Annotated in this window: 19 protein-coding genes and 1 tRNA gene; 8 read left to right on the top strand and 12 right to left on the bottom strand. The window is 34.1% G+C overall.

Features of this window, described 5'->3' with window-relative positions:
• Positions 1-24: 24 nt before the first annotated feature.
• The 4 genes from BGO27_07290 to BGO27_07275 all read right to left on the bottom strand — a co-directional run bounded on the left by BGO27_07290 (position 25) and on the right by BGO27_07275 (position 4,954).
• Positions 25-468, bottom strand: coding sequence for a hypothetical protein (locus tag BGO27_07290; protein OJV12519.1), 444 nt, complete (start codon positions 466-468; stop codon positions 25-27).
• A 246-nt stretch (positions 469-714) separates the two neighbouring features.
• A complete protein-coding gene (locus BGO27_07285; GenBank protein ID OJV12518.1) occupies positions 715-1,212 on the bottom strand; it encodes a hypothetical protein in 498 nt (165 codons plus the stop codon).
• Positions 1,213-1,332: 120 nt separating this feature from the next.
• Positions 1,333-3,807, bottom strand: coding sequence for a DNA topoisomerase I (locus tag BGO27_07280; GenBank protein OJV12517.1), 2,475 nt, complete (start codon positions 3,805-3,807; stop codon positions 1,333-1,335).
• Positions 3,800-4,954: a DNA protecting protein DprA gene (locus tag BGO27_07275; GenBank protein ID OJV12516.1), complete on the bottom strand. Its 1,155-nt coding sequence runs from the start codon at positions 4,952-4,954 to the stop codon at positions 3,800-3,802. Before BGO27_07275 ends, BGO27_07280 begins: the two co-directional genes overlap by 8 nt.
• Before the next feature lie 208 nt (positions 4,955-5,162).
• Here BGO27_07275 and BGO27_07270 point away from each other — a divergent pair, with 208 nt between their 5' ends.
• Positions 5,163-5,780 (top strand): 30S ribosomal protein S4, encoded by a 618-nt coding sequence (locus BGO27_07270; GenBank protein ID OJV12515.1) that lies wholly within the window; start codon positions 5,163-5,165, stop codon positions 5,778-5,780.
• A 1,102-nt stretch (positions 5,781-6,882) separates the two neighbouring features.
• On the opposite strand, the gene BGO27_07265 is transcribed toward BGO27_07270, so the two are convergent.
• The 4 genes from BGO27_07265 to BGO27_07250 all read right to left on the bottom strand — a co-directional run bounded on the left by BGO27_07265 (position 6,883) and on the right by BGO27_07250 (position 10,722).
• On the bottom strand, positions 6,883-8,103 hold the full coding sequence (locus tag BGO27_07265; protein OJV12514.1) for a hypothetical protein: 1,221 nt from the start codon (positions 8,101-8,103) through the stop codon (positions 6,883-6,885).
• Positions 8,104-8,109: 6 nt separating this feature from the next.
• The gene (locus BGO27_07260) at positions 8,110-8,820 is read right to left on the bottom strand and encodes a hypothetical protein (protein OJV12513.1); all 711 of its coding nucleotides are present in this window, start codon (positions 8,818-8,820) and stop codon (positions 8,110-8,112) included.
• A 71-nt stretch (positions 8,821-8,891) separates the two neighbouring features.
• Entirely contained in the window at positions 8,892-10,142 is a 1,251-nt protein-coding gene (locus BGO27_07255) for a hypothetical protein (GenBank protein OJV12512.1), read from the bottom strand.
• Positions 10,135-10,722 carry a hypothetical protein gene (locus BGO27_07250; GenBank protein ID OJV12511.1) on the bottom strand — a complete coding sequence of 196 codons (588 nt, stop codon included), beginning with the start codon at positions 10,720-10,722 and terminating at the stop codon, positions 10,135-10,137. The genes BGO27_07255 and BGO27_07250 overlap by 8 nt, the downstream gene beginning before the upstream one ends.
• Positions 10,723-10,882: 160 nt before the next feature.
• Here BGO27_07250 and BGO27_07245 point away from each other — a divergent pair.
• From BGO27_07245 to fliI, 4 genes are all read left to right on the top strand, one after another.
• Positions 10,883-10,957, top strand: a tRNA-Cys gene (locus BGO27_07245).
• 15 nt (positions 10,958-10,972) lie between these two features.
• Positions 10,973-12,199, top strand: a complete 1,227-nt coding sequence (locus tag BGO27_07240) for a hypothetical protein (GenBank protein OJV12510.1) — start codon at positions 10,973-10,975, stop codon at positions 12,197-12,199.
• 2 nt (positions 12,200-12,201) lie between these two features.
• Positions 12,202-13,686, top strand: coding sequence for a hypothetical protein (locus tag BGO27_07235; GenBank protein ID OJV12509.1), 1,485 nt, complete (start codon positions 12,202-12,204; stop codon positions 13,684-13,686).
• Between the two features lie 5 nt (positions 13,687-13,691).
• Positions 13,692-15,023, top strand: a complete 1,332-nt coding sequence (gene fliI, locus BGO27_07230; GenBank protein ID OJV12508.1) for a flagellum-specific ATP synthase FliI — start codon at positions 13,692-13,694, stop codon at positions 15,021-15,023.
• An 8-nt stretch (positions 15,024-15,031) separates the two neighbouring features.
• On the opposite strand, the gene BGO27_07225 is transcribed toward fliI, so the two are convergent.
• Genes BGO27_07225 through BGO27_07215 form a run of 3 tightly spaced genes read right to left on the bottom strand, consistent with a single transcriptional unit; the run spans position 15,032 to position 18,691 of the window.
• A complete protein-coding gene (locus BGO27_07225; protein OJV12507.1) occupies positions 15,032-15,595 on the bottom strand; it encodes a hypothetical protein in 564 nt (187 codons plus the stop codon).
• 6 nt (positions 15,596-15,601) lie between these two features.
• Positions 15,602-16,981 carry a DNA repair protein RadA gene (locus BGO27_07220; protein OJV12506.1) on the bottom strand — a complete coding sequence of 460 codons (1,380 nt, stop codon included), beginning with the start codon at positions 16,979-16,981 and terminating at the stop codon, positions 15,602-15,604.
• Positions 16,982-16,987: 6 nt separating this feature from the next.
• Positions 16,988-18,691 carry a potassium transporter gene (locus tag BGO27_07215; GenBank protein OJV12505.1) on the bottom strand — a complete coding sequence of 568 codons (1,704 nt, stop codon included), beginning with the start codon at positions 18,689-18,691 and terminating at the stop codon, positions 16,988-16,990.
• Between the two features lie 88 nt (positions 18,692-18,779).
• Between BGO27_07215 and BGO27_07210 the strand changes: the two genes are divergently transcribed.
• The 3 genes from BGO27_07210 (at position 18,780) to BGO27_07200 (ending at position 21,318) form a co-directional block, all read left to right on the top strand.
• Positions 18,780-19,508, top strand: coding sequence for a hypothetical protein (locus tag BGO27_07210; protein OJV12504.1), 729 nt, complete (start codon positions 18,780-18,782; stop codon positions 19,506-19,508).
• 26 nt (positions 19,509-19,534) lie between these two features.
• The gene (locus BGO27_07205) at positions 19,535-20,449 is read left to right on the top strand and encodes a hypothetical protein (protein ID OJV12503.1); all 915 of its coding nucleotides are present in this window, start codon (positions 19,535-19,537) and stop codon (positions 20,447-20,449) included.
• Positions 20,450-20,520: 71 nt separating this feature from the next.
• The gene (locus BGO27_07200; protein OJV12502.1) at positions 20,521-21,318 is read left to right on the top strand and encodes a hypothetical protein; all 798 of its coding nucleotides are present in this window, start codon (positions 20,521-20,523) and stop codon (positions 21,316-21,318) included.
• 286 nt (positions 21,319-21,604) lie between these two features.
• Here BGO27_07200 and BGO27_07195 read toward each other — a convergent pair whose 3' ends face one another.
• The gene (locus BGO27_07195; GenBank protein OJV12501.1) at positions 21,605-22,258 is read right to left on the bottom strand and encodes a hypothetical protein; all 654 of its coding nucleotides are present in this window, start codon (positions 22,256-22,258) and stop codon (positions 21,605-21,607) included.
• Positions 22,259-22,261 lie beyond the last annotated feature (3 nt).

Here is a 22,261-nt window from a genome sequence, read left to right as displayed (position 1 = left end):
CCTCAAAAATTAATCCCTAACTTATTAATAAATCGTTGCACTACTATCTAGAATGTACCAAGGAATAATATTACTTAAGTAGCTAAAATAACTGGAATTATTATGAAGGTCTGCTGCTTTTGTTGTTATCCCAACACCAGTTACGTTACCTGGTTTAATAATGATGTATAAGATGAATGCTACAGAAGCGGCAATAATGGTTGTTGAAATCGTATAAAATAGTGTTTGTTGCCATATTTTCTTCATCTCACCCTCAGCAGTATACTGTGATAAGGTTACGATAATAGAAAGGGCGATAATTGGAACACTTACGCATTTAAATATTTTAATAAAAATATCCGAAATGCTTTGTGCAAAATCCTGGATTATCAAAATGTTTGATAGTCCTGCCCCTATTCCAAGAAGTATAGCTAGGCTGTAAATTATAAAAGTAAAATAGCTTTTTTTAAGTTTGTGATTAGCGCACATAGTTTAATACTCTAAAAGTAGATGAGGTTAAATTTTAAATATTAATGTAATGGTATAAAAAAGGAAGAATTAAATATGCTAGTAAACTAGCAACAAGGAAAGTGGTTTACTAGTGATGTCAAAAAATGGTTCATTGTTTCAATTTAATAAAATTCTCGATCAAATTATCAAGATTCATATTTATAGTCAATAAAAAAAGGTCTGGATTTATTGTCCAGACCTTTTAAAGCGTTGATAATTAAATAATTATGAAGCTTTCTTTTTACCTGTCGCCATAGCCATTTCCATTGGCGCGCAGTTCATCATCATTTTGCCCATGATTTGCATAGCTTCTAATGCTGTTCTAGACATCATTTCAGCCATATCCTGAGAACCTTCGATGTTTTCCTGCATCATTTTTGACATATGCTTCATTTGTTTTTGCATAGATTGTTCATTCATGTTGCCATTAGACATATCTTTAGCCATGTTCATCATCATGCTAACATTGCCTTGCATTATGTCATTCATGTGTTTAGCCATAGCTTGCGAGCTTGATGTCATTGTTTGGTTCATTTCTGATCCACAATCCATCATTTTCTTTTGCATGTTGTTCATCATGCTAGCGTCCATGCCTTTTTGATTCATATTCATGCCACACATGTTACCCATGTTTTGCATCATATTTTGGAATTGATTCATGTTTTGCATGTTACCCATCATATTCATCATATTCTGAAACATATCATTAAATCCGTTATTCATAGCTTCCTCCCTTAAAAGAAAGTATTAAAATTTTAATACCCGATAATTAATTCTATCATTAGATGAATATAGAGGCAACAAAAATAACTTCAAGTAAAATTTTATTTATTTTTCAATATTTTATTCACCAAGTACAGACTTAATTAAGTCTAAGTCAACATCATCAATTTTAGTTTTCTTAGGGAATGTAAGCCTTTTGCCATCCTTAAGCATGTAAAGCATACCAAAGCCACCTCTAAAAATTTCATATCCTTCAATAACTTTTGCGGCAGAAACTTTTTTGGTTGAAGCTTTTTTTTCAGAATTACCAATTAAATCAACAGCTTCCTGAATACTTAAATTGAAAAAGTCAGCTTTTTTGATAGATGTGTATTTCCCATTATATAAAACATAAGGACCAAATTTGCCTATTCCGATTTTAATTGCTTCACCAGTTTCTGGATGTTTACCAATTTCTAAAGGAAGACTTAGGAGCTTTTTGGCATCTTCAAAAGTAACGTCTTGATAATTAAGGTTTTTTGGCAGGGAGCTACGCTTTGGTGTTTTGCTGCCAGGTACATCCTGCTGAACATAAATACCGTAAGGACCCTTACGAATGGTGACTTCACCACCATCAATCTCCCCAATTTTTATAGGAAATGGATCTTTTGAGCTTGCAGATTCTGCATCACCATCCTGAGAACCTTCTGATCCATCTTCCTGATCAAGATTACGCTTATAGGCACAATCAGGATAATTCGAGCATCCAATGAATGCACCAAATTTACTTAATCTAATGCCTAAAACACCGCCATCACTTGGACATTTTCTAGCATCTAAATCACTTGTGCCAAAGAAATGCTCAGCAAGAGAATCATTAAGTAATTCAATAATAGATTCAAGCTTTAAATTAGAAGCGTTTTTAACAGTAGAATCAAAGTTTTCCCAGAAGTTACCAAGTAATTCTTTCCATTTAAATTCACCACAAGACACATCATCAAGCTTATTTTCTAGCTCAGCTGTAAAACCATACTCTACATAATTTGAAAAGAAGTTTTCAAGGAAAGTGGTAACAATAATACCCCTATCTTCAGGAATAAATCTTTTTTTATCAAGCTTTACGTATTTTCTATCCTGAATAACTGAAATAATAGAAGAATATGTTGAGGGTCTTCCAATGCCAAGTTCTTCAAGTTTTTTAACTAAACTTGCTTCAGTAAAGCGAGGAGGTGGCTCGGTAAAGTGCTGAATTGATTCAATTTTTTCTAGATCAAGCTTAGATCCAATTTCTAAGTTAGGCAATACAGTTTCGTCATCTAAAGTAACGTCATCATATCCTTCGCGATAAACCCTATAAAAACCATCAAATTTAATAGTAGAGCCTGTTGATTTGAAAGAATATTTAGCACCTTTGTCTTCTGATGTAATAGTAACGGAGTCTAAGATTGCAGATTCCATCTGGCTTGAAACTAAGCGTTTCCAGATTAGTTCATAAAGCTTAAACTGCACGTCATCAAGGTAGCGCTTAACTTTTTCAGGTGGTAAGCCTAAGCTTGTAGGGCGGATAGCTTCGTGCGCTTCTTGTGCATTTTTTGCTTTAGTCTGATACATTCTTGGGCTTTTTGGAAGATAATCACTTCCATAAGCAGTCTCAATAAATGTTCTTGTATCTTTAAGGGCTTCAGGGGCTATTTGCACACCGTCAGTTCTCATATATGTAATAAGACCGATAATTTCATCGCCAATTTTAATACCTTCATATAGCTTTTGAGCAATTTGCATGGTCATTTTTGTTGAAAAACCAAGCTTTCTTGAAGCTTCCTGCTGAAGGGTAGATGTTGTAAATGGCGGCTGAGGATTACGGGTGAGTTTCTTTTTCTCAACATTAGCTACAAAATATTCGAGTAATTTTGCTGCATTTAAATGATTTTCGGCTGTATCTTTAGTTAAATCAAACTTCTCTAATTTTTTACCATCAATTTGATGAAGAATAGCATGAAACTTAGTTTTTTGTTTAAAATCAGCCTCAATTGTATAGTATTCTTGCGTCTTAAACTTTTCAATTTCACGTTCGCGTTCACAAATAAGCCTTAGTGCTACAGACTGAACACGTCCTGCTGATTTGCTTCCAGGTAATTTACGCCATAATATTGGTGAAATACCAAAGCCTACTAAATAGTCAAGCGCACGTCTTGCTTGCTGAGCGTTTACAAGGTTCTCATCGATATCTCTGGGGTTTTTAACAGCATTTTTTACTGAATCTTTAGTAATAGCATTAAAAACAACGCGTTTTACGATAGCATTTGGTTTAATCGCCTTTTTTTCTTTAAGTATTTCGACAACGTGCCATGATATAGACTCACCTTCGCGGTCAGGATCCGTTGCCAGATATATTTCATCAGCGTTTTTACAAACCTTAACTATATTATCCACATGCCTTGTAGATGTAGAGTTAATCTCATATAGCATTTTAAAGTCTTCACCTGGGACAACTGATCCATTTTTGGAGGGTAAGTCCCTGATATGACCATATGTTGCCACAACATCAAAGTCTGGAAGATATTTATTTATGGTTTTTGCCTTTGCTGGCGACTCTACAATTAATACTTTACTCATGTGCTTCTATATTTAATACAAATTTATCCGGGCCGTATCTTAAAATCTTTCCTGAAAGTTCAAGTTCAAGAATAGCAAGATATAGCAATGAAATTGGAATATCAAACTGTTTTACTATATCATCAAGTAATATAGGTGTAAAACTTAAACTGGACAGTACTATACTTCTAACTTCTTCTGTGTCAATGTCACTAAAATTTGTTGGTCTTAGGAAATCTTTTTGATCATTATCATTTAAAATCAATGACTTAGATGGTAAATTTTGAAGATAAGAAATAAGATCTTCAATGCTTTCAACTAAATATGCCCCCTCTTTTATCAGCTTATTGGGCCCTTGGCAGCGTGGATCCATAGGAAAGCCAGGTATTGCCATAACCTCACGACCCTGATCTATAGCAGTGGTTGCTGTAATTAAAGATCCTGATTTAGTACTTGCCTCGACAACCAAGATAGCTTTAGAAAGACCTGATATAATGCGGTTTCTTTGTGGAAAGTTACGAGCAAGCGGTGAATAGTTAAATGCACCTTCGGTTATTACTAATCCTTCCTGGCTGATTTTTTCATAAAGTTTAGCATTTTCAGGGGGATATATATGGTTTATACCACCTGCAATAACTGCAATTGTTCCGCTTTCAAGTGATCCTTCATGCGCACTTGAGTCAATGCCTCTTGCTAATCCAGAAGTAATAACATATCCTTTGCTACCAACTTCTTTAGCGATTTTTTTAGTAATAGCAATGCCATTTAAAGAAGCATTTCTTGATCCTACAATGCCTAGTGATTCTTGCTTTAGCAGCGATTTATCACCTTTCACTATTAAAACAGGAGGTGCGTCATGAATCTGTTTTAAAAGATCAGGATAATTTGAGTTATCTATTGTTATAAACTCAGCGCCATATTTATAGGTATTTTCAATTTCCTCTAAAATTTGACTTTCTTCGGCAATTATAAAAGGCTTTTTAGAACCTGCTTTTTTAGCAAGTTCAGGCGCTTGTTTGATTACCTCAGTATAGGAGCCGAACATTTTTAAAAGGTTCTTAAATGTTACTGACCCAATATTAGATGACCTAATTATACGCAGACAATTGACTAAATTCTGGTCAGTGGCTTCTTGTTTTTCAGAGTTAGGAAGTATTTTTCTAAGCATTTCAAATATTTAAATAAAATTTATATATCTTATAGTAGCTGAAATATATTGTTGTCAAATCCTTAAGTTTAAAAGCCTGATACTTATAAATTTATTAAATAGTAGCTGATAGTTTTTTATTTAAAAAATAATCAATGCTTGACATTAACTCGAAAATGTTATTTATTACGCTGTGATATATTAATTTAATTAAACAATGGTTTGATTTGTGACTAAAATTGTAAGAGCTAAACACAAAATTAGCAGACGTTATGGCCAAAACCTTTGGGGTTCTGCTAAAAGTTCAGTATTAAGAAAAAACTACCGTCCTGGTCAACATGGTCCGGTGCTTCCGCAAAAAAATTCGGATTACGGTAATCAGCTTAAAGCAAAACAAATGCTTAAAGGCTATTATGGTAGAATTAATGAGCGTCAGTTCAGCAACTACTATAAAAAAGCTATTAAAATGAAAGGTAATAGCGCTGATAACTTAGTAGGTTTATTAGAAAGAAGATTAGATGCTGTAGTTTACAGAATGAATCTTGCTTCTACAATTTTCGCTGCTAGACAATTAGTTTCTCATAAGCACATTTTAGTGAATGGTAAAAAAGTGAACGTTCCAAGCTATTTAGTTAAAGCTGGTGACGTAATTGAAATTGCTTCAAGCTATAAAGAAAATGTGAAAGTAATGGAATCAGTTCAAAAGATGGAAAGAGATGTACCTGAGTATATCGATTTTGATCCTAAAGAAATGAAAGCTACATTTAAGTATGCTCCTACATTCCAGGATATTCCATATGCTTGTAAAATGGAACCACATTTAGTAATCGAGTATTACTCAAGCTAATTTAGCTACTAGATTCGATATCGGTAAAAAGCGCGATGGATTTGCTTCTTTCGCGCTTTTTTATTTTTAAGATATCTAATGATGTTATACATATTCATAATATTTGCATTGAATTAGGTAGACGGAATGTTGTTACTTATGAGAATTTATGCATTATATGTACGGGATTGCCACAAAATACAAATACACCTGGCGTCTATTTTGTCATTCCTAGTAGGCAATAAGCCCACTGTGGAACCAATTAAAACTTTTAAGCCTAAAGTTGGATTGCAGCGTATTTCAACAAAATACTCGCGAGTGACGTACAGAAATTTTCTTTATTTACACTATGAACTTCTATAATTACGAAAAACCTAGCCATATTTTGAAATAATCCTAAATATGGCTAGGTTTTATGTTTATGATTTGGCAAGGTTATGTGGTCATAAGTCTAAAGACTGGGCGATGCCTATTGATGGTTTATATGAATCAATAGATTTCAAAATATATTTTGAAATCTATCAAGAAAAGCATTCATTATAAATATATAGTCTTATAATTTGAATTATGTGCAGCGTCGCTTCCTCACTCATGTAGTACTTACTACACTTCTTTCGTAGCTTCTTGCCCCTAAAACAAATTAAAAGACTATAAATAAAGAAATAGTGGGGGTATTTTACTTAATAAGGTTACATTAAATCCTAATACAAACTGTAATATGGGTGAGTTCTTTGTAATATCAAGGTATCAAGGTAAAGGTGTTGCATCCCAAGCTTTAAAAGAATTTTTTAAAAACTTTACATGAAAATGGGAAGTTACAGTGATTCCTGAAAATATACTAGCATTAAATTTTTGGCGTAAAAATATAAAGTTTGTAACCAAAGATAAGTTTAAAGAAGAAATATGTAAGGTTGATTATGATGCTGAGCAACCAAATAGGGTCTTGTTTAGTTTTACTATATAGTTTGTTAAGCCAAGGTTTGTATGCGTTATTGCTTCGCTTATGTAGTTTTTTCTATATATCGCTCATTATTTCTGTGCAAAACTCAACTTAATTCACTATATAAAAAAAGCTCATGTAAAAAACTTTACATGAGCTTTTTTTATAATTGATTTTACAGAATTAATTTCCGTGAACTTTTTTTCTGAAATTGTGGTGAACTTTTAGAATATTTAACATTTTCTTCTTTTTATCTGTTGAAAGACTATCTAAATAATCTGATGCATATTTACCATTTTGGTCAGCTACGTCCATTTTAACATTTCGTCTGACTAAAGCTTTTGCAAAATCTTCATTGCCTGCAATCACTGCTGCATGAAGAGGGGTTGCGCCATAAATATTTTGAGCATTAAGATCGATGTCTTTCTGAGCTATAATCCAGTCAAACGTATTAAGTGAGTTATATACAATTGCATAGAATATTGGAGTATTGCCATCGTCATCAACAAAATTCATATTGCCGATATCCTGGGAATAGTTTCTAAGACCATCTATATCATCATTTTGAATTGCAATGAATGATGCATAGATATAATCTTTGGTGCTAACTGGTTTGCCTAGATGTTTGTTCTGTGGATTATTGGGATCATAAAACATTTTTTTAGGTAATGTTTTATTTTTGTAATTTAAGTTAAAGATTTTTTCTGCATTATTCGAGCTTTGAATATGCTTTTCGTGTTCAACATCTAATTTTTGTTCTGGCGAAATATTTGATCCAGATGATTTATTTTCTGGCTTAGGAAGTTCGCCAGGAAAAATAGAATCTTGCTTTTGCTGTTTCTTTTTGGCTTTTTTAGCGGCAAGCGGAGATTTAGGCATTTCAAGAGGTTTAGTTTCAACTATTTTCGGAGCTGAAGGCTTGGACTCTAGCGGCATTGCTGGCATTTCTAACTGAGGTTTGCTTAAATCTATTTGAGAAGCCGAAGGATCAGAGGAAAGGTTAGGCTCTTCTGTTTTCGGTAAGCTTGCTTCAGGAATCATTGCAGGCTGAGTAGTTTGCTCACCTGGTATTGTAATATTTATATCAGGTACTTTAACCTCTGGCTCAGCAGGTACATTTGTTGTTGTTGATATACTGTTTCCTGGCATAGCTGGTATAATAGGTTCAACAGGAACCTGATTGTCACTAGGTATGCTAGGCATAGAAGGCTCTATTACAGCTGGTACAGATGGCATTGCAGGAATTGAAGGCATAGCAGGAGCTAATGTATTATTTAAACCTTTTTCTTTATCAGAATCATTCGCAAGAGGCACAGCAAGTGGATCGGGAATAGTAGGAAGTGCAGGATCTGCAGCAAAAGAATTATTTGCTGAAAATAATAAAAGTAATGTTAGTAAACGCATATCTTTTTACTCATCATGTGGAATTAAACGTTTAATTTCTTTCTCAACCAATTCCCTCACTAAAACAGGAAGGTTTTTCTCTAGCCAGCTACTCAACTGAGGTTTTAAAGATTCTACAACTAAGTCCTCAACAGTTACACCTGATCGCAATCCAAAATTGTCATGTGGTCTTGCTACAGCTTTTAATAATTCTTTAAAATGCTTAGAGGACTCTTCAATAACCTGCTCGCTTAATAAGCTTTTTGTTGTTTCTTTGTTTTGGGCTTCTGCTTCCATTTCTATCGCCTGCGCTGCTGCTTCAGCGACTATTTGGGGAGTAGCTTTAGCTATGTTCTCGATTGTATTTGCAGCATCAGCGGCAGTATCAGTTTTAACAGCATCCGCCGGTGCTATAGGTTCTGCTACCGATGCAACAGGAGTTTCAGGAGCTGCAGCAATATTAGGTGCCGAATTTTGAGCTGTTTGAGCTAATTGTTCAGCTTTTGCAATATCGGTATTTTCTACCTGAGCTGAAGGAGTATTTGCATCCGCAGCAGGTGCAGCTTCTGTTTTTCCTAATGTTTCATCAATTTGCTTCAGTACATCGGTTTTGGCAACAGGGTTACCATTTTGATCTACTTCATCAACTAGTTCTAAAACTTCTTCATTATTGCCAGATATCACATCTCTGATATTTGATAAGATATCTTGCATATTATCTTTAGGGTTATCGGTCATATAAACGCAGCTATTTTATAAATATATTTAACATTTAACAATATTATTTGCAAAACTACAAGTATCTTTTTTTAGATTGCACTTAAATTGAATGTTCCTACAATAACAAGTAATTGATAGCTGGCAAGTATAGACTGATATTCAGCGTTTAAAAGCGCTAGTCTTGCCTGAAATAATTCCTGTTCTGCATTAAGTACATCCAATGTAGTTTTTAAACCAATCTTTGCTTCTTCTTGAACTCCGTCATATGCCATTGTTGCAGATTCAACAGTAGCTTTAGCAGACTCTACAGTGGATTTTGAAGTGGTGAAATTTACCCATGCAGAATTTACTTTAGTCGCTAGTTGTTTTAATGTCTCATTATACAAAAATCTTGCTTTATCTCTGGTGTAGTGGCTGTTTAAAATATTTAAATACTCAGATCCATTTTGAAACAGTGGTATGCTCAAGGAAAGGACTAAAGATTTATCCAGTCTGTTATTTGTATATCTTGAGCCTTCTGTTTTTGCAACTGTTCCCTGAAAATCTAAGCTTGGTAAAATTTTACTCCAGTTAATTTTAATTCCTTCGCTAGCTGCTTTAACCTGAAGATCTGCAATAAGAACTTCTAAATTGTTTTGTCTGGCTATTCGTAGGCTTTCATCATAATCTGCGGGGATATTATTTGGAAAGCTTGGCATTTTAACTTCCTTAGAAGCTTCTTCACCAAACACTCTGGCAAAGTTTGCCATTGCAGTGTCTAGTGCGCCTTTGTATTTTATTTTTTCAGACTGTGCCATTGAATAACGTGATTGCGCCTGAGCAACGTCAGTTTTAGTAACCTCACCTAATTTAAATCTTAAATCAGTAGATTCCAAATATTTTGCTAAAGCTCGTTCACTTATTTCAGCTACTTTATATTGTTCAAGAGCTAAAATATAACCTAAATAAGTCGCTGCAGAATTTAAGAAAAAGTTTTGATCGGTATTGCGGTAAGTATGTTTTGCAATTTCATTTTGGAGTCTTCCAAGCATTATATTGCTAATATTTCCGCCGCCTCTAAAAAGATTTTGACTAATGGTAATGCTTTTTGTGTTATACATATCATGATTTTCAACGCCTGAATCTTTTCTGTTAATCTTATTTCTTGTTCCGCCAGCTGTAACAGTTGGAAGCATTTGTGCATAAGTTTGAGCATAATTTACTTTTGCGCTTTTTAAGTCTTGCTGATTTGCTTTTACTTCAGCTGAAATATCATGGGCTTTTTTTAAGTATGTTTTAATGTCTGCATTTGCATCAAGGCTAATTAAGCTTAAAGCTAGCAATATTGATATTTTATTCATCGCACTCTCCAAAATGGTACATGATTGCTGTGCCATACTTTACTTCAGTAAAAGTGGCATCGTCTTTATAAATTACTTTAAGATCAGTTAAGTAAGTATTATTAGTGATTTCTTTATTTATATGAAAAACAAACATTTTGCCATTTTTTTCTAAATATTTTAAAAATGACTTGTAATTTTTTACAGCGCCATTGAGTATTGCAATGTCATATTTTTTATTTGTTTTGCCATTAATCACAGTTAGATTGTGGGCTAAGGGTATTTCGGACTGTAAAAAAGCGTTTTTCACTGGAATAATGTCTACGTTGTGACAAAGCTCTGCTATTATATTTCCGTGATGAAGAGTTGAAGCTCCGATCTCAATTACATTTTCTGCAGGCTTGATCGATAAATATTTTAAACATGTTGCAAAAATGTCTGGAGCCATTGCAAAAATATTTTTTCCTATCTCAAGATGATTGTCTAAATAGGTAGCGTTTCCGAAGCGCTTGGGTAAAAAATAAGACCTGGGATTGTTAAAAAAAGCCTCAAGGATTTTTCTATCCGTAATTCCAGATGTCATAACCTGGCCAGTAATCATGTTTTGATTGCAAATTAAAGCGTTATTCATTTTATTTTATATAATTTTTGTTGATCAATTTTCAAAATAATGCTACATCTAGTTCGCGTCATTTATGCCTATATATAAAAAATACTTGAAAATGAATAATATTTCAACATATTATATTGATTGAGTAATTGGCTAGGTAGCAAAGTGGTAATGCCGCGGACTGCAAATCCGCTACGCGCCGGTTCGATTCCGGCCCTGGCCTCCAATTCAGAGAGCATGTATGGCGAAATATTTTTTGAAACTGTTTTTTTTACTTTGTTTTTCAACCTATGGTTATGCAGGAAACAAAGCGAATCAGCTTATTACCGCTATACAGACTAATAATATGGCACATCTTTCTAATTATTTAGAAACTGGTCTAAATCCTGATATGAGAGGCGAGTATGGCATTACCCCAATTATGTTTGCAGTTTCAAGTAAAAATATTGAAGCTGTTAGAACTCTTTTAAAATATTCTGCTGATGTAAATGCTACAGATATTGCTGGAGTTAGTCCTCTTCATATTGCTGCCAGAAACGGTGATAATAATATTGTAAAACTTTTACTTGATAACGGCGCAAACATAAACGCACAAGATAGTTATCATATGACCCCACTTATGAAAGCAACTGCAGCTAATAAAACTGCAACTGTAGAATTGTTGTTGGCAAATGGCGCTACATCTGCAAGTAAGGATAAGTTTGGTTATAGTGCTAATAAAATGGCTAATAAAACACGTAATGAAAAAATCAAGTCAATGCTTGATAAACAAAGTGTATCAGAGCCAGATGATATTGAAAAAGCTGAAGTACCTGTAAAATCAGCTATGCCAAGAATAACAGCTCGTGAAATCAAACCAAAAAATGTTCAGGTAACTAACACAGAAAATCATGACATAGACAATGCTGCTGAAGATACTATTACAGATATGCCGTGGCTTAGTGCAAGCAATACTCAGGTATCAACCAATGGACGTAAAATTACAATAAGATCTAAAAATGCCAGATCAAAAGTTGCAAATAAGATGACTAATAAAATGGATATGCAAACAGCAGAAGTACCTAAGATGCCATCTAATTTGGAGTCTTCAGCTGGCACAACTGTGATTAAAACCAGAACTCGTAAAATTACTGTAGGTAAGGCTAAGTTAATGTCTGACCCTATAAAAAAATGGCAGGTAACAGAGCCTGATTTACCGACATCAAACGGAAATTACAAAATTGCATTACATGTGTATTTTGAAGATAAAAATCAGGATTTTGGTGATTTGCTAGCTAAGGTATTACGTCAAACACAGTATTACAAAGTAAAATATCAGCTAGTGCAAAATGTTAGAAATAATACCAGATATATAAAAATATCATATTTTAATAGCGAAAAATTTGCAGGAGTGTATTGTAATAGGATACTAGAAAACAAACTCTTTAGAGCTTGTAATGTTGTTAAAGTGTCAAATCCTAGGGGATAAAAATGCACAGTACTGCAAAAGCTGATTCTATTAAACGTAAAATTTTAGCATTGTTTTTAGGACCATTATTTTTATTAACAATTTTACTTACCCCGTGTCCTGACATATTTACACTTAATGCATGGCATTTTGTAGGAGTTATGGGGCTGATGCTAACATGGTGGCTTTTTGAACCTGTAAATTCAGCAATTACAGCATTACTGCCTGTTGTACTTTTTCCAGTTCTTGGAATTTTAGACTCATATACTACATTTAAGTCATTTGGAAGTTCATACGTATTTATGTTTTTAGGTGGATTTTTTATTGCCTTTGCACTTGAAAAACACAAATTTCATTATGCAATAGCAAGTAAAGTTATTGGGTGCGTGGGGAATTCATCTGATAAAGTTATCTTAGCAGTAATTATTACAACATATTTTTTAAGTATGTGGATTAGCAATACTGCTGTAACAATCATTATGCTGCCGATTGTAAGTAGTATTATTAACAATTTAGATGTTGATTTAGATGAAAAAACAAAGCGTAATTTTATTATTTCGATACTCATTGCGACTGCGTTTACATCAACTATTGGCGGTACTGCAACTATAATTGGAAGTCCACCAAACTTAATTCTAAAAAGTTTTTTTCAGGAAACTTTTGAAGTTGATATACATTTTTGGGGATGGTTATACTTTGGTTTACCGTTATCATTAATAATGGCTTTTGCTACATGGATAGTGCTTACAAAAATTCTTTTCCCATCTAATCATGGACTTACTATTAGTAGTGAAATGATAAAAGATCAAATTGAAGGCGCATATGTAAATAGTCACCAAAAAACCATTGGAATAATATTTTTAATGGCTATTTTATCATGGACACTAAGACCGCTTTACGAAAGTTATCTTCCTTTTGAAATAAGTGATGAACTTATAGCTATATTTTTTGGGTTAATATTGTTTATTATCCCTACTAGTCTAAAACAAAACAAATTCCTATTAGACTGGAATGATACGCACAGAATTCCCTGGGGTATTTTATTATTATTTGGCAGTGGTATAGCAATATCTAATGCTATTAATGAGCTTGAAATATTTAATGTTATAGCAGCTCACGTGTCTGATCACTCTGTAACATCTAAATCTATTGCATTAGGAATTATTATTATTTTTACAATATTTGCAACTGAGACAATTAATAATACTTCATTAGCTATTGTGATGATTCCGTTAGTTGCAGCGCTTTGTATTGCAACTGGTCTTAATCCTCTTGCAGTATCGCTAATGACAGTATTTTTAATTAGCTCGTCATTTATTTTAGCGGTAGCAACTCCTTCTAATTCATTGATCTTTATTAATCATCATCTTACGGGTTATGAGCTTATGAAAGCAGGATCAATTTTAAAAGTACTATTTGTTATTTTAACAATAGGTGCATATTATTTTGGGCTGTTTGATATTTATAAAATAGATTTTGAAATAATTAAACCAGGTAATGCAGTGTAGTTAGCATGGCTTTACTAGCAGATCTTAAAAATACAATTAATCAGGCTAATTTTAATAACCTTACAGGATCAATCTCTGCTGTAAAAGGGATTATTGTTGAATTCATAGGTTTAAATGGGTTTGTATCAGTTGGCTCAATTTTAGAAGTAGATAGCCTGGAAGGAAAAATCAAGGGAGAGTGCGTTTACATTGATTCATCAGTTGCTAAGATGATATTATTCAATGATAACTGTACAATATCAATCGGTAGCAAAGTAAATGTACTTACCCATGCCAATACTATAAAACCTTGTGAAGAGTGGCTTGGCAGAATTATAAGCTCACAGGGAGAGCCATTAGATGATTTAGGTAGCCTTCCTGCTGGAGATAAAGAGTATAACATCAAGGCAGCACCTCCGATATCAAGTAAGCGCCGCAGGGTTTCAGGAAAAATAAGCTTAGGTGTAAAAGTACTTGATACATTTGTGCCTCTTTGCTATGGGCAAAGGGTTGGGATTTTCGCAGGTTCAGGTGTTGGTAAATCTGTTTTGTTGTCAATGGTAACCAAATTTTCTGATGTAGACGTAAGGGTTATTGGACTCATTGGGGAAAGGGGCAGGGAAGTAAAAGAGTTTATTGAAGATTATATTGGAAAAGAAGGGCTTAAAAACACTATTATTGTTGTAGCAACAAGTGATGAAGTTGCTGTGCTTCGTAAAAGGGCAGCATATATAACACTTGCGATATCTGAGTATTTTAGAGATCAGGGTAAAGAGGTGCTTTGTATTATGGATAGTGTGACCCGTTTTGCGATGGCACAGCGTGAAATAGGACTCTCTTTAGGGGAGCCGCCAACAACTAAAGGTTATACTCCAACTGTATTTGCTGAGCTTCCAAAGCTTTTAGAGCGTGCAGGTCCTGGTATGGAACACCAAGGTAATATATCTGGTATATTCAGTGTATTAGTAGAAGGTGATGATACAAATGAACCTATTGCCGATACCGTGCGTGGTATTATTGATGGTCACATTATACTAGATAGGAAAATAGCAGAGCGTGGAAGATACCCTGCGATAAACGTTCTAAAAAGTATTTCAAGAACTTTGCCCAAATGTCACTCTGATTTCCAAAACCTTACAATAAACCGTGCTAAAAAATACATGGCAATATACGAAGATATGGAAGAAATTATACGTATTGGTGCTTACAGAAAAGGTACTAACAAAGAAGTTGATGACTCAATAATTATTCATGGCTTGGTAGAAGAATTTATTAAGCAAAATCAAGATATTCCATCCTCTCCAGATGAATCATTTGAAGCATTGTCAAGTATCTTAGAGAATAATTTGAATGGTTAGTCACAAATCTACTTAATAAAGGTTTTTAATTTTCTTATAAATCTTTCCATATTTTTATCAGTGTTATTATAAGGGATTTGATCAAAAGGAAACCAACGAATTTCCTTAAATTCATTATAATCAATTTTAAAATGATTAGTTATAGAGCCATTAAGTATGTACCATAAACTCACGTCAACATGATTATGAATCATATTTACAGTTTCACTGACTGAAATAAATACTGGATTATTATTAATCAATGATGTTGTAAAATCTAGTTCCTCTTTACATTCCCTAAGTGCTGCAAGTTTGGGGTCTTCATCAGTATCAACATGACCGCCCATCGGAAGCCATAGATTAGATTTTATATGATCACCAAGCAAAATTTTCTGGTTTGTAGTATCAACCACGACTGAATAAGATACTAAATGTTTAGGCGGTATGTTAGGGCTTTGTGTCCTAAAAATTGGAACGCCGCTTTTAACCCATGTTTGTGAGCTTTCAATAGCAAGTTTTTCTGTATTATCAAACGGTAAAATTGAGGAAATAGCATAAAGTGCCACCTGATGGGAATGATCTAATTCTAACATTGTTTCTTAACTAAATAAAATTTTCTTAAGTTCTTTGATATGCTTGAGTCCAATAATTTTGGCAGAAGTTGTAGCCTGAAGTTCCTGAAGTTTACCATTGTCAGGTAATATTATGCGTGTAAAACCAAGTTTTGCGGCTTCTTTAACCCTTGAGTCTGCTTGCGAAATGCTTCTTATTTCGCCACCAAGTCCAATCTCGCCAAAAACTGCTGTGTCGCTTGGAATATCAACCTGAATTGCGGCAGAAATAAGTGCTGCAGCAACAGCTAAATCTGCTGCGGGTTCCTCAATCTCAAGTCCGCCTGCAATGTTTAAGTAAACTTCTTTGTCTGTAAGGTTAAGCCCAAATCTTGTAGCAAGTACTGCAATTACCATTGCTAAGCGGTTACTATCCCAACCAATCACAGCCCTGCGGGGAGTTGCCATAAATGTTGGAGCAACAAGTGCCTGAACTTCAATAAGAATAGGGCGCGTACCTTCCATGCCAGCAAATATACAAGCACCGTTTGTATTTAGGGATCGTTCACCTAGAAATAATGCCGAAGGGTTGCTCACTTCTCTAAGTCCGGTATCGCCCATTTCAAATACGCCAATTTCATTAATGCCACCAAAACGGTTTTTGACTGATCTTAATATTCTAAAATGTTGTCCTCGCTCACCCTCAAAGTAAAGCACAGTGTCAACCATATGTTCTAAAACTTTAGGTCCCGCGATTTGCCCTTCTTTTGTAACGTGTCCAATAATTGCAACCGCAATATTATTATCTTTTGCAAGGCGAATAAGCTCGTGCGCAGAAGCTCTTACTTGTGATACAGTACCTGGCGCAGATTGAACCTGCTCCATATACATGGTTTGAATTGAGTCAATAACTAGAAAGTGAATGTTTTCAGCAGCTTTTACAGTTGCAATAATTGGCTCTAAGTTCGTTGCGGCTATCATTTTGATATCAGCTTCTTCAACTTTTAGACGTTTTGCTCTTAACGCAATTTGTGAAAGCGATTCTTCCCCAGAAACATATACGCAGCCAAGACCAGTATTAGTTAGGTTGCTAAGTAACTGTAGAATAAGAGTAGATTTACCGATACCAGGGTCGCCACCGATTAATGTAACTGATCCTGGAACTATACCGCCACCCAAAACCTGATCAAGCTCACCAATAGAGGTAGAAATTCTAAATGTATCTGTAATGCTATCTTTAAGTGACTGAAACTCTAAAACTCTGGCGTTGTTATTGCTCGATGGTAGCTTTGTAAAATTGCTTGTAGCTACAGGGATATGTTCCTCAATTGTATTCCATGCGCCGCAGTCTTCACACTTGCCAGACCATTTAGAGCTAATTGCTCCGCATTCTCTGCATACAAATTCTTTCTTATTAGCTTTAACCATTTTTAGTTACTCGATTTCTGCTTCTTTAGCATATTCGTAATTACCAGCTCTGAACTTATTTTTAATACGGCTAATTTCAAATTCACTAAAGCCAATAGCTTTAAGAACAGCACCGCCAAGTTGTAAGCCAGTTTCGTATGTCTCAGGTACTAAAATTGACGCGCCCATGTCATAAAGTTTTCCATCTTCTGATAAATCCTCTGAACGCATAATAATAGGAATGTTTTGATATTTTTCTCTAATATTCTGAATTGTTTTATTGATAGTGATGGTATTTTTAATAGTGATAATCACCGACTGCGCTCTTGCAATACCTAAGGTTTCTAGCATTCGTATAGAGCTTGAGTCGCCTAAATATACGGGGAAACCATCTTGTCTGCCTGCTGTTACGTATTCTTCATTAATATCAGTTGCTAAGTAATGAACAGATTCAGCTTCTAAAAGCCTTGCAACCATTTTGCCAACTCTGCCAAAACCCACAATAATAACGTGATTTTCAAGGTCATCGGTTTCCATGATAATATCTTCTGCTTTCATATCGGCTTTACGATCAAGCCTTTCATTTATTTTTGTCCCTATGGCTGAAAGGAGAGGTGTTAAGGCCATTGTTGTGGTTACTACCATTAAGAGTACCTGTGATATCTCTGCATTTAAAATACCCTTGCTTTGTGCAAGTTTAAAGAGAATGAATGCAAACTCACCGCCCTGACTGAGTAAAAGACCCGCATGAATAGAAGTACCTAAGCTAAAGCGGAATAACATACATAAAGCAGTTATAACAGTAGCTTTAACCACTATTAAAGCTAAAGATATAAGAATAATCTTAACATAATTGTTAGCCATAAAGTTTAAATCCATGCTCATGCCCACAGTCATGAAGAATAAGCCAAGGAATAAGCCTTTAAATGGGAAAATACTTTCTTCTGCCTGATGTTGGAATTCAGTCTCTGCAACTAACAGACCTGCGGCGAATGCACCTAAAGCAAGAGAAAGACCAAGTTGTTCTGTAATGTATGCAGCAGCTAGAGATATTAATATTGTGGTTGCAACAAAAAGCTCATTGTTTTTAGCCGCGCTATTAGTGGTTACTGCATTAAATAATGGTCTTAATAACAATCTTCCGCCAACAAAAATAAAGAATAGGGCGATAATCGCTTTAGAAAACGCCTGGAAAATAGAGGATGTGAAATTTGTTGTGCCTTCAGCAATTAATGGAACTAATACTAAAAGCGGTACAACGGCAAAATCCTGCATAAGGAGTGTTGCAAGTGATAACCTACCTACTTGTGTAGACTGAGTTCTGCTTTCAGCAAGTACCTGAAGTACGATTGCAGTTGAGGATAAAGCTAAAGCAGCACCAATAATAAATGCTTTCCCGCCCTTAACGCTAAGAAGTAATAAAACCCCTAGTATTATGGCAGTAGTTAGCGTTACCTGAAGCGTACCAAAGCCAAATACGTGATTACGCATAGCCTTGAGCCTTGAAAATGTAAGTTCAAGACCAATAGCGAATAACAGGAATACTACGCCGATCTCACCAAAGATCATAGTTTCTTTGGGGTCAACAACGCCGAATCCAGAAGGACCTAGCATTGAGCCTGCAACGAAATATCCAAGTACAGGGCTTAATTTAAGGTGTCTGAATATAGCTACAATTATTACGGCTGAACCGAGTAAATAAAGGATAGGTAAAAAATCAAAGTGTGGCATGGTCGATATAACTTTAATACATTTCTAAAACATTGTATATTCTTCTTGGGGTATAACCCACCTTTAAAAATTTAAACAAAGTTAACCTATGTCATCAAAAAAAGTTTTAATAACCGGCGCTTCAAGTAAATTAGGAAAAACCTTTGCAAAACATTTACAAAGCCAAGATTACTTCACTTACTTACATTATAAGGATTCTTTTGATAAAATCCAAGGGTTATCAGATAAAAAAAATATATTTATTGAAGCAGACTTTAATTTTTTAGAAAAATCTATACAAAATTTCACCAATATATTTGAAAAACATGGCTACCCAGATATTATTATAAATAATGCTTCAACCTTTACCAATGATAAACTTGGTAACATGCATTACGAAACCTTTACTGAAAACATGCATGTAAATACTATTACGCCATTATTTTTATTATCTAATATTACAGAAAAATTAAATCATGACAGTTTGGTAATTAATATATTGGATTATTTTACAGATAATATTCCTACTAGAAATTTCTTGTCATATGGTATCGCTAAATCTTTGCTCACGCAGCTTACCAAGTCTCTTGCAGTTAGTATGGCTCCAAAAACAAGGGTTAATGCTATTGCATTATCACCAGTTATTTGTGATCCTTCAGAAGATCCTGATAATTTTATGTTTAGAGCAACAGATAATGTGCTTGGTAATATAATAGATGTAGCTCAGGTTATATCAACAATAGATTTCTTAATTAATAATAAAGCTATCACTGGCGAAATAATCAGAGTAGACTCAGGAAAACATTTGCAAATGAAATCTGATTATTTTAATAATTAGAGAATAATATAAAAAATCAGGTATATATGAAAAACAAATTAGTAACTATATTTGGTGGCGGCGGATTTTTAGGAAGATATGTAGTTAAAGAACTTGCAAATCTCGGATACAGAATCAACGTTATTACACGTACACCATCACTACATTTAGATTTGAAGACTGCAGGGCATGTAGGTCAAATCAGTGTAACATATTGCAATATTCATGATGATGGTCAAGTTTTAAAAGCTATAGGTAATTCCTACGCAGTTATTAATTTAATAGGTTTGCTTTATCAAAAAGGAAAGAATAGCTTTGAAAATATTCATATTAATTTTCCGAAAAAACTCGCGCAAATTTGTAAAGAAAAGAATATAAGTAAATTTATTCATATTTCAGCCATGGGCGTTGATACATCAAGTAGTAAGTATGCAAGATCAAAACTTATGGCAGAAAGGGGTATTGTAAGTACATTTCCGGAAAGTTATATACTAAGACCTAATATTATGTTTGGTCAGGAAGATAATTTTTTCAATATGTTTGCAAGACTTGCGTGTTTTTCACCTATGCTTCCAGCTATTGGTGGTGGACATACAAAATTCCAGCCAGTATATGTATGTGATGTGGCAAAATCTATTGCAATACTTGTTGATAACGATAAATATGATGCTGGAATATATGAGCTTTATGGTAATGAAATTGTTACATTCAAAGACTTGCTGAAATTTATATTAAAAACAATTGGCAAGAAAAGATATATCGCTAAAGTTCCTTTTCCTGTTGCATCTTTCATGGGTAAATGTATGTCAGTGCTTCCTGCCCCTATGCTTACAGAAGATCAGGTAGAGGCTCTAAAATTTGATTGTATTGCAAATAACAGCTATAAATCTTTAAAAGATTTAGGTATTGTTGCTGCGCAGTTTGAACATATTGTTCCTAAATATTTAGTAAGATTTAAATAAACTATTGAAATAAGTAAAAAAATTTGTAACTATCTTTTATCCAGTAATTTTTAAAAAAGAGGCTAATTTAAATGTCAAGATACAATAAACCAGGTAAGTCGCCAATAAAATTCGTTTTATTAATGCTAACAGTAGTGGGGCTTACATACGCATTCAAAGATAGTATTTTAAGTGCCTCGCATAAAGTAGCAAATGCTGAGCCTTTAGTTAACGAAAAAGCAATTCGTGAAATTATCAGATCTGAAATTAATACATATTTTGAAGAAGATCCTGAAGTTGTGATTAATGCAATTAAAAGATATCAGGAAAACGAAATGGATAAACAATCGGCTGAAGCTAATACGGCTATAGCAAAACGTATGTCTGAATTGCAAGATCCAAAAAATTTCCCATTTTATGGTAATAAAGACGCTAAAAACGTTATAGTGCAATTCTTTGATTATAATTGTGGTTTCTGTTTAAAATCTGCCGTTGCATTAAAAGCATACATGGCAAAACATAAAGATACTAAAATGATACTTATTGATTTTCCTGTAATGGGCGATGGTTCTCTTGCACTCGGAGCAGTTGCTGCCAGCGTATTTAAATTAAAGCCTGAAGTTTATAGTGACTTTTATTTTAAGTTAATGGATGAAGGGGTTAGAACTGTAGAGTCTGCTAAAAATATTGCAGTAGGCTTAGGAATAAATAAAGATCAGTTAGAGGAAGTTCTAAAATCTACATATCCTGATACATATTTAGCTAGAGCAAGATCAATGGGCATGGACTTTAAAGTTCAGGGTACTCCATTCATCATTATTAATGGAAAAGTGTTTAACCAAAGTCTTGATATGGACTCTATTGAAAACTTTATTAAGTCTAATAACTAGTTGATTTATATCAAAAAAGTTTTAAAGGTCGTAAGAGAAGTTGTCTTTTACGACCTTTTTTTATCATACCCCCTTCCCATATAAAAATAGAAGGGGTATTTTTATAATGTATTTCAAGGAATGCAGCCAGCTCAGTTGCAAATTAGTTATGCGGAAAGTTTATGAGATTAAAAATGGGTGAGTGGGGGGAGTTGTAAAGTGAAGAAACGCTTTGGCGTTTTTCGAATTTCAAAGATATTTCTAGTCACCTTTATCAATATATGTTGTGGCTGATAAATTTTAGGAATTAGTATAATAAGTCTAAAATATGATTAAAATCATAAACGGATCCCTTCCTTCCATAAACCCCATCTGCGAAAAATATCTGGGTGGGGTTTTCGCGGAAGTATACTTCGTCTACAAACTTAATAAATTCAAACCCCAGTAGCTTGATAAGTCTGTCTACTTCCTCAAAACTGCTACCGCCTTCATAGCGTTTATGAAAATCTGCCTCGCAGATAATGAGTTCTACGTGAGAGGTGATAAACCTGCTACCAGCTTCTATAATTTTCGCTTCCATTCCCTGGGCGTCAATTTTGAGAATAGTTGGCATTGATTTTAAAACACCGCTTTTATGCAAATCATCTAATGTACTTGTTTTAACGGTTATTTGTCCCTTGGAACGGAAAGACTTAAGGTTTAATTCAGTAATAAGATCTTCATTTGGTTTAAGAAGGGATGATGCAGCATTTAATTTTGCGATATTGAAATTTGCCTGACCTGTTTCATTTGAAATAGCAATTTCATGAACATAAATGTTTGGTAGACTATTATATTTTGCACGAAGTTTTTCAGCAAAAACAGGGTTTGGTTCAAATAGGTGTATATATTCAAAAGACTCTATTTTACTTTCAAAGCGAGGGTAAACAGAGTCTTTTGCGCCAATATCAATAAACTGCACTTA

The sequence above is a fragment of the Alphaproteobacteria bacterium 33-17 genome (genome assembly GCA_001897445.1).
Taxonomy (GTDB): Bacteria; Pseudomonadota; Alphaproteobacteria; order Rickettsiales; family 33-17; genus 33-17.
Note: the sequence above shows the minus strand (reverse complement) of the source record. Positions and strands in the feature narration are given on the sequence as shown.

What these genes read in the sequence shown, in the direction of transcription:
- BGO27_07290 (OJV12519.1), bottom strand. Translation starts at nt 468, where the DNA reads ATGTGCGCTAATCACAAACTTAAAAAAAGCTATTTTACTTTTATAATT.
- BGO27_07285 (OJV12518.1), bottom strand. Translation starts at nt 1,212, where the DNA reads ATGAATAACGGATTTAATGATATGTTTCAGAATATGATGAATATGATG.
- BGO27_07280 (OJV12517.1), bottom strand. Translation starts at nt 3,807, where the DNA reads ATGAGTAAAGTATTAATTGTAGAGTCGCCAGCAAAGGCAAAAACCATA.
- BGO27_07275 (OJV12516.1), bottom strand. Translation starts at nt 4,954, where the DNA reads ATGCTTAGAAAAATACTTCCTAACTCTGAAAAACAAGAAGCCACTGAC.
- BGO27_07265 (OJV12514.1), bottom strand. Translation starts at nt 8,103, where the DNA reads ATGCGTTTACTAACATTACTTTTATTATTTTCAGCAAATAATTCTTTT.
- BGO27_07260 (OJV12513.1), bottom strand. Translation starts at nt 8,820, where the DNA reads ATGACCGATAACCCTAAAGATAATATGCAAGATATCTTATCAAATATC.
- BGO27_07255 (OJV12512.1), bottom strand. Translation starts at nt 10,142, where the DNA reads ATGAATAAAATATCAATATTGCTAGCTTTAAGCTTAATTAGCCTTGAT.
- BGO27_07250 (OJV12511.1), bottom strand. Translation starts at nt 10,722, where the DNA reads ATGATTACTGGCCAGGTTATGACATCTGGAATTACGGATAGAAAAATC.
- BGO27_07240 (OJV12510.1), top strand. Translation starts at nt 10,973, where the DNA reads ATGGCGAAATATTTTTTGAAACTGTTTTTTTTACTTTGTTTTTCAACC.
- BGO27_07235 (OJV12509.1), top strand. Translation starts at nt 12,202, where the DNA reads ATGCACAGTACTGCAAAAGCTGATTCTATTAAACGTAAAATTTTAGCA.
- fliI (OJV12508.1), top strand. Translation starts at nt 13,692, where the DNA reads ATGGCTTTACTAGCAGATCTTAAAAATACAATTAATCAGGCTAATTTT.
- BGO27_07225 (OJV12507.1), bottom strand. Translation starts at nt 15,595, where the DNA reads ATGTTAGAATTAGATCATTCCCATCAGGTGGCACTTTATGCTATTTCC.
- BGO27_07220 (OJV12506.1), bottom strand. Translation starts at nt 16,981, where the DNA reads ATGGTTAAAGCTAATAAGAAAGAATTTGTATGCAGAGAATGCGGAGCA.
- BGO27_07215 (OJV12505.1), bottom strand. Translation starts at nt 18,691, where the DNA reads ATGCCACACTTTGATTTTTTACCTATCCTTTATTTACTCGGTTCAGCC.
- BGO27_07210 (OJV12504.1), top strand. Translation starts at nt 18,780, where the DNA reads ATGTCATCAAAAAAAGTTTTAATAACCGGCGCTTCAAGTAAATTAGGA.
- BGO27_07205 (OJV12503.1), top strand. Translation starts at nt 19,535, where the DNA reads ATGAAAAACAAATTAGTAACTATATTTGGTGGCGGCGGATTTTTAGGA.
- BGO27_07200 (OJV12502.1), top strand. Translation starts at nt 20,521, where the DNA reads ATGTCAAGATACAATAAACCAGGTAAGTCGCCAATAAAATTCGTTTTA.